At 68.8% G+C, this 7,618-nt stretch carries 6 protein-coding genes and 1 pseudogene; 2 read left to right on the top strand and 5 right to left on the bottom strand.

Annotation, left to right across the window (positions count from 1 at the left end):
• Positions 1–143: 143 nt before the first annotated feature.
• The 3 genes from KBX53_RS15360 to KBX53_RS15370 form a co-directional block, all read right to left on the bottom strand.
• Complete coding sequence (locus KBX53_RS15360) at positions 144–1,526, bottom strand: HAMP domain-containing sensor histidine kinase (protein ID WP_309140782.1); 1,383 nt, start codon at positions 1,524–1,526, stop codon at positions 144–146.
• Positions 1,527–1,600: 74 nt separating this feature from the next.
• Positions 1,601–2,275, bottom strand: coding sequence for a response regulator transcription factor (locus tag KBX53_RS15365; protein WP_209444479.1), 675 nt, complete (start codon positions 2,273–2,275; stop codon positions 1,601–1,603).
• 624 nt (positions 2,276–2,899) lie between these two features.
• Positions 2,900–3,220: a hypothetical protein gene (locus KBX53_RS15370; RefSeq protein ID WP_209444480.1), complete on the bottom strand. Its 321-nt coding sequence runs from the start codon at positions 3,218–3,220 to the stop codon at positions 2,900–2,902.
• A 36-nt stretch (positions 3,221–3,256) separates the two neighbouring features.
• On the opposite strand from KBX53_RS15370, the gene KBX53_RS15375 reads away from it, so the two are divergent.
• The gene (locus KBX53_RS15375; RefSeq protein ID WP_210859973.1) at positions 3,257–3,970 is read left to right on the top strand and encodes a hypothetical protein; all 714 of its coding nucleotides are present in this window, start codon (positions 3,257–3,259) and stop codon (positions 3,968–3,970) included.
• Positions 3,971–4,300: 330 nt separating this feature from the next.
• Positions 4,301–5,431: a hypothetical protein gene (locus KBX53_RS15380; protein WP_210859975.1), complete on the top strand. Its 1,131-nt coding sequence runs from the start codon at positions 4,301–4,303 to the stop codon at positions 5,429–5,431.
• 156 nt (positions 5,432–5,587) lie between these two features.
• On the opposite strand, the gene KBX53_RS15385 is transcribed toward KBX53_RS15380, so the two are convergent.
• Positions 5,588–6,598 (bottom strand): mechanosensitive ion channel family protein, encoded by a 1,011-nt coding sequence (locus KBX53_RS15385; protein WP_210859977.1) that lies wholly within the window; start codon positions 6,596–6,598, stop codon positions 5,588–5,590.
• Positions 6,599–7,033: 435 nt separating this feature from the next.
• A pseudogene (locus tag KBX53_RS15390) lies at positions 7,034–7,618 on the bottom strand (putative PEP-binding protein); the annotation flags it as partial.

Here is a 7,618-nt window from a genome sequence, read left to right on the forward strand (position 1 = left end):
GGTTGTGGTGGCCGAGCCGGTTGTCCCGACCGGTGGAGCTGCCGGCCGATCAACGGCCGCTCGTGGAGGGAATCGCGCCGCAACGGTGAGCGCGGCGGCACAGTCGAGATCCGGGGCGGGCTTCTGCCCGTCCCGGATCTTTGTCATGGACCGGCGGCCGTCACCGTGTCCGCCCCTGCGGTGAGCTGCGTGAGCCGAGCGGGCGGGGCTGCGGCCGGAAGGATGATCCGCAGGAGCGCGCCACCGCGTGCGGACCGGGTGACGATGACCTGGCCGGCGTGGGCGTCGACGACCCGCTGCACGATCGACAGCCCCAGACCCGATCCCGGCAGCGCCCGGGCGCTCTCGGCACGGTAGAACCGGTCGAACACCCGCGGTACGTCGGCGGCGTCGATGCCCGGCCCGGCGTCGTCGACCTCGAGGACCGCCGACGCGCCCTCGGCACGGAGCCGGACCTGGACCGGCTGTTCAGCGGGAGACCACTTGCTGGCGTTGTCGATGAGGTTGAGCACCGCCCGCTGGAGCGCAGCGGGACGCCCGCTCACCCACACGGTGGTCACGTCGAGCGCGACCTCGATGTCGGGTACGCGGGAACGAGCCCGGGTCGCGGCGGCCACCACCACGTCGGCGACATCGAGCAGCTCGGTGCTCTCGTCGCTGACGTCGCCGCGCGCCAGGTCGGTCAGCTCGGCGGCAAGGGTGCTCAACTCGGCCACCTGGGCGCCGAGATCGTTGAGCAGCCGGGTCCGGCTTTCCGCAGGCAGTGCGCTGTCCAGAGTGCCGCGCCGATCGAGCCGGATCAGCAGCTCAACGTTGAGGCGCAGGCTGGTGAGCGGTGTCTTGAGTTCGTGGGCGGCGTCCTCGGCGAGTAGCCGCTGGGCCCGCCGGGAGTCCCGGAGCGCGGCGAGCATGTCGTTGATCGACTGGATCAGCCGCCGGATCTCCCCGCCGCCCTCGTCCGGGATGTCGGCGTCGAGGTCCCGCGTCTGCGCGACACGAACCGCGGCGGCAGTCAGCCGGTCGATCGGTGCCAGCCCGGTCCGCGCCACGGCCCGCCCGACAAGGGCACCCCCGACCACGCAGAGCAGACCGATCAGCAGCATGCCCAACCCGAACTGGTTGACCGGGCTGTCGTCGCTGTTGCGGGCCACCTGGACCGCGCCGTCGCCCACCCGCAGCGTGTAGATGAGGTAGCCGTCGTCGTCGCTGTCGTTCGACTCCATCAGGTCGGCCGACGCGCCCTGTGCCACTCGCCCGGCATCCGCGCTGACGGGAGGCAGCACGGGTTGGTCGGCCGGCGTCCGGGTCGAACCATCGGGCAGGATGACCCGCACCAGCCGACCGGATCCGGGATACGGCGGTAGCTGGACCTGCGCCAGACCGGAGTGCTCCACTGTCGTCGCCAGGACGCGGGAGTCCGCGCGTAGCTGATTCTCGACGTTGTCCTGCAGCTCCGAGTCCAGCAGCTCGCTGGCCACCTGAAAAGCCAGGAACACGCTGACCGCGATGGCCGTGGCCGCGATCACCGTCAGCCTGGTTCGCAGGGACCGCTGGCGCCACCATCGGGTCAGCCGACGCGGTACCCAACCGGCGGGCCTGCTCACGGAGGAGTCTCCCGCAGCGTGTACCCCAAGCCGCGCAGCGTGTAAATCAACCGCGGCTCACCCGCCGCCTCCATCTTGCGGCGCAGGTAGCTCACGTACACCTGAAGGTTGTTGGCGGTGGTGCTCATGTCGAAGCCCCAGATCGCCTCGAACAGCGCGTCGCGGGTCAACACCCGGGTCGCGTTGCGCACGAGGACCTGTAGCAGGGAGAACTCGGTTCGGGTCAGATACAGCGGTCGCCCACCTCGCCACGCCTCGAACCTGTCGGGATCGAGCCGGACGTCGGCGAACGACAGGATCTGCGACTCGTCGTCGCCCGGCGCGTGGCGGCGCAGCAGAGCCCTCACCCGGGCCAGCAACTCCTCGGTGGCGAACGGCTTGGGTAGGTAGTCGTCGGCGCCCGCGTCCAGCCCCGCGACCCGGTCGGAGACCTGATCCCGAGCGGTCAGCATCAGAACCGGCAGATCCCTACCCGCCGCCCGCAACCGCCGGCAGGTCTCCAACCCGCCGAGGCGGGGCATCATCACGTCGAGGATCAGCAGATCCGGCGCGTCTGCGCCGACCCCGTCGAGCACGGCGAGACCGTTGGCGGCGGTGCTGGTGCCGTAACCCTCGACCTGGAGCACCCGCTCCAGCGACTCACGGATGGCCGCCTCGTCATCGGCGATCATGATCTGCACGCCAGCCCGCCCCCTCCAGTTGATGCTTTTGCGCTCATCCTCCCCGATCAACCTGAGGGCAGGATTAATGCTCCAACGGCAGTAGGCGAACCCCGTTCTGTTCGCGTTCGTTGGTCCGCCTGCGACGGACCGTTGAGCGGCAGTCCGGTACGGAACTCGCCGACATGCTGTTCAAGCTGCAACTGGGCGCCGCCGGCAAACCCCAGCTCCATCCGGGTGGGCACCTCGCCGTTCACCGTCGACTTTCCCGGCCGGCGGGGCTGAGCCGGGACGGGCACCGGCGCCGCCCGCGCACCCCGGTCCGGGCCGGGTCAGCGTTCATTGCCGACTTCCGCCAAGCGAGTGCGCAGGTCGGCAGGCTGGGAGAACGTGTAGCCGCAGGCAGGGGCGGATGCAGCTGAGTGGGCCGGGGCCTGGGAGTCCAGCCGCAGCTGCTACCGGGCTTCTGTGGACATGCTTCTTCTTTGCACGGGGCCGGGAGGTCAACCAGTCCGGCGCGGGATTGCCGGTCGGTCGAAGTGCCTGGCATGATCCGGGCATGATCGAAAGAATCGAGTCCTCCGTCCGCCGGTGAGCGTGACACCCGAGCCAGGCCTGCTCGGACCCCACTTGTCGTTATTTGATCACGCGATGCGGATCCATCGCGAGGATCCAGACGCGCCTCTTTTCCGTGGCGGTGAGCCGTATCCAGATGACAGGCAGCACCGAGGTCGGAAGTCCCGTCCTCGAGAGCCGGAGGATCGGCGCCGCAGCGGTGCTGATGTCGCCGCCGTTTTGGACGCGCACTTCGCCGATCGGTCCGCCGTTCCGGGCGACCTTGCCGGGGCGTTCCATGACATCGATGTTCCGATCCATCCCAATGAACACATCATGGCTGCGGCCTGTCGGGTGGACGCCGAACGTGTTCGAGCGACCGGTCGATGGCTTGTCCAGCACGCGACCGATCGCTGCGCTGCGACTGTTGGTCTGGCGTTGCTGACCACCCTCTGGGATGACGACGACATCGAGTTGATCAAAACGATCGGATTGCTGTCGGGCCGCTTCGGCCCACTGGCTGCCCGTGCGCTCGAACGGCGGTCGTGGTGCGGTGGCTCGGACGCATTGCTGTGGCTGGCCGAGCGGGTCACGGGCTGGGGACGGGTCTATGTCGTGGAGTCCCTGTGCACGATCGGCAGCACCGCAGCGCGGCCGTGGATGCTTCGACGCGCCTGTGATGGCGACTACCTCAACCGTTACTTCGCCGGATTGGTCGCCACTACGGCGCATCTGCAAGAGGCGATCACCGCGGCGAATCCTGACAGTGAGTTGGTCGATCACACTGGCCTGCTGCTGACCATCATGGCTGACAGCGGCGGCACGGGCATCACGCTCGAGCACTACCCGCCCGCCTCCGCAGTTCTAGAGGCCCACTGCGAACACGCCGGCCGCCTAGAGCCGTCGGTAGAGCGTTTCGTCATCGCCGCGCAACTGGCTGAGCATTTACATCACCCAGCGGCGGACCGAATAGCTTGGCCCGAGGGCGGACGCGAGCGCGTACTGAGCGGCTACCTTTCCCTGCTCGATCGCGACGACTGGTGCATGGTCGCTCGCGCCGGCCTGGCCGCTGGTGATCACCGTGTTACCTGGCTTGCCGAAGCGCTGGCACCAGACCTCGGGCTTCGAGCGTTCACCGTGAACGACGAGTAGCGTCCGGAGGGAAGGTCGGCGGGGAGCATGTCTGCGGTTTCCTGCCGACCTGCGGCCGGTCGTCTTCTTGATGGTCTTGTGGTAGTCCGCCTTCGAAAAGACCTAAGCCCGGCGAATCAGCTACACCCTTCGCGGTGGTCTCTTAGGCTGCCTGGGCGGGCCACCGGTTCGACGCAGGCGTCGCGTTGGCGCTGTACGACGGTCGAGACGTTCCCCTCGGCGACCTGGCTCTACCAGCATGTCGATCGGCACCGGAGCTGTCGCGACGGCGCGTGACGCCCCCGGTTTTCGCCGTCGCCGGCTGTGCCCGGCTACCGGTGAGGAGCAGCGGTGACCCACAGCGAACGGCATCGCCCGGAAATAGTCGTGGGACTGGTGGCAACCCCACCGGACCAGCCGGCCCGGGTGGCTGGGTGGCTCACTGCGGAGTTGGTCAGCGGGCTCACCGAGCGGGTGAGCGCGGACGTGCGGTGGACCGTCCGGCAAGGCTGGGGGGAGGTGGCGCCGCGTCGCGATGGCGGCGCGGAGGCGCTGCTTGACGATCTTGCGAGGCGGCGTACGGACGATCGGTGGGACGTCGCCATCTGCCTGACCGACCTGCCACTGCATGTCGGGCGGGCGCCCCTGGTCGCGCAGACCTCCGGCCGACGCCAAGTTGGGATGATTTCCCTGCCCGCGCTGGGACTGCGGCAAATGCGCTCGGTCCGCACAGCCGTCCCGGATCTGGTGAACCAGCTGCTGGCCGACGCCTCCGACCACCGGGTGCCGCCGGCCGACAGGGCACCAGCCGAGACGACACGGCACCTTCCCGCCGTCCGTCGCGTGATCGACGGGGCCGACGCTGGTGAGCGGCGCTACCTCGCCTCGGGGCTGATCGGCCGGGCGCGCCTGTTGACCGGCATGGTTCGCGCCAACCGTCCGGGACGGGCACTGCTGGGCCTGTCCAAGCTGTTGGTCGGCGCGTTCGGCACGGCTGCGTTCGCGCTCACCACGGACACCATCTGGCAGATGGGCGATGCCCTCGGCGGGCTCCGGCTCGCTGTGATCATGGTGCTCGGGTTGAGCGCGTTGGTGGCCTGGTTGATCGTTGCGCACGACCTGTGGGAGAAGCCGAGCCGCGAGACACCGGCTGAGCTGGCACGGCTGTTCAACCTGGGTACGATCCTCACTCTCAGTCTGGCCACGGCGGTGTCCTACATGGTGTTGTTCGTGGGAACGGTGCTCGTCGGGGCGCTGCTGATCGACACATCCGTGTTCGAGCAGATTCTGCAGCGGCAGGTGAATGCCAGCGATTATCTGAGGCTCGCCTGGATCACCAGCTCACTGGCCACTGTTGGCGGTGCGATTGGCTCAGGGCTGGAGAACGAGGAAACAGTCCGGGCTGCCGCCTACGGCTACCATCCCCAACCCGGCGGCTGGCGGGACGAGAAGGGCAGGGAGCGGTCCAGCGGCGCGAGCTGAGCGGTCAGGCGCAGGTCGCGTGCATCCGTTCTCGCGGGTGTTCCGGGCTGGACGATCGGGGAGTGGCCGCAACCATGTCCTGCCTCAGCACGCAGGCCAGCGCGACGTGAGCGGGCGTCGCTCCGTGGTAGCCGGACGCGAGTCCTCAAGCAATGTTCAGGGCTGGTACTGACTACGGGTGCGGGGCAGCCACTGCGGATGGTGGTTGCGCAGGTAGCAGATCAGACCCTCGCGCAGGTCGCAGCGCAGGTCCCAGGCGCTCGCGCCGTCGGCGGCCGAAGCCTGCACCTGGATGACCACCGTCTGCGGCGTGGAATCGACCATTTGGAGCACCCACTGGTCGCGATCCCACAGCGATGAGGACTCGACCAGCCGACGCGTCTCCCGGCGCAGGTCGTCCAGGTCGGCGGTGTGGTCGACATGAATCTGGATCTTGCCGATTACCCGGGCCTCGTTGCGAGTCCAGTTCTGGAACGGCCGCTCAGTGAAGTACGTCGTTGGCAGGATGAGCATCCGCTCGTCCCAGAGCCGGATCACCACGTTGGTCAGCTTCACCTCCTCGACTCGGCCCCACTCACCGTCCACCACCAGCACGTCGCCGACATGCAGCCCGTCGGCGAAGGCGACCTGGACACCGGCGAAAGCGTTGCCAAGCGCGGTACGGGCAGACAGGCCGATCAATGCCCCGACGACCCCCGCTGACGTCAACACGGAGACACCGAAGAGGCGTACCGGCCGAAAGGTGATCAGTATCAGGCCGATGGCGACGATCGTGACGACGGCGACGGTGAGCCGCCGCACGGGACGGATCTGCGTCCGAGCCCGCCGGACCCGCCGGCTGGCGACCGCGTCACCCGGCAGCCGGTTGAACGCGACGGCCTCGGCGACGTGCAGCGCCCTGATCACCAACCAAGCCCCGGACAGAACCAGGGCCACCAGGACGGCGTGCCGCAGATGACGCTGCCACCCGACCGGTTCCAACGGCAACGCGTAGTACAGCGCCCCCACCAGCAGTACCGCCGCCGCCGGACGCCGGCAGGTATGCCGCAACGGCTCCAACAACCACCGGTAACGGCCACGGTCTACCCGGCGAACCAGCACGCCGGAGATCAGGTCCACGACCACCGCCGCCACCAGCGCCGCTACTACGATCGAAGCGGTACGCATCAGAGGCCGTTCACCGTGATCCCGATGCCACCCTCCCCCGGCTCGCTGCCCAATCCAGTGCCAGCGTCCCATCTTGAGCAGCAGTAGGCGGCCAACATCGGCGAACAACGACCACCTACGTCAGCCGTCCGACGGTCCGGGTTGGTGTCCTGCCCGCTATCTACCCGCTCACCTCTGCGGAGGGCATCCTCGCCACAACAGCCGATCCCCGCCCAATGGGACGGGGATCGCTCGAAACGCGAGGAGACATCACGCTTCGTGGGGAAACAATGTGTCCGAGACTCATTGCCCTACCGTTGATGACGCTAGGGCGTCCCAGATAACGGCCACGCCTTGTCAGCTGCGGATCCGGATGTCCTCGTCAGGTGCAGCCGTCGCCCACCCGGAGCTGGAGCGGAGCACCGCCACCGCCGCCCGGGCTGCCTCCGGGCTGGGGGCGGCAAGGGCCGCCTCGGCGATCTGGCGGCACTCGTCCAGGGTGTGCGCGGCCAGGGACTCGCGCACCGCCGGGATGCTGCGGGGAGCCATGGACAGGCTGGTGACGCCCAGGCCTGCCAGCACCAGAGCGAAATCGGGATCCGCTGCGGACTCTCCACACACACCAACTGGCTTGCCCGCCTCGACGCCGGCCGTCGCGCAGGTGGCGAGGAGCGCGATCAGGGCGGGCTGCCACGGGTCGAGCAGGTCGGCGAGGTCGCCGCACATGCGGTCAGCGGCGAACGTGTACTGGCTGAGGTCGTTGGTGCCGACGCTGAGGAAATCCACGTGGCGCAGCACCTGGCCGGCGCGCAGGGCAGCGGCCGGCACCTCGATCATCACGCCGGCGGTCGGCAGGCCGTACTCGCGGCAGGACTCGGTGAACGCGGCCGCTTCCGCCGCGGTGGCGACCATCGGCGCCATCACCCACACGTCGGCGTCCGTCGCCGCGGCCGCCACCGAGATCGCGGCCAGCTGCGTGGTGAGCACGGTAGGTGTCTGCCGTGCGACCCGCAGACCGCGGACACCCAGCGCGGGGTTGGG

The organism is Micromonospora sp. M51 (assembly GCF_018070305.1).
GTDB lineage: Bacteria > Actinomycetota > Actinomycetes > Mycobacteriales > Micromonosporaceae > Micromonospora > Micromonospora parva.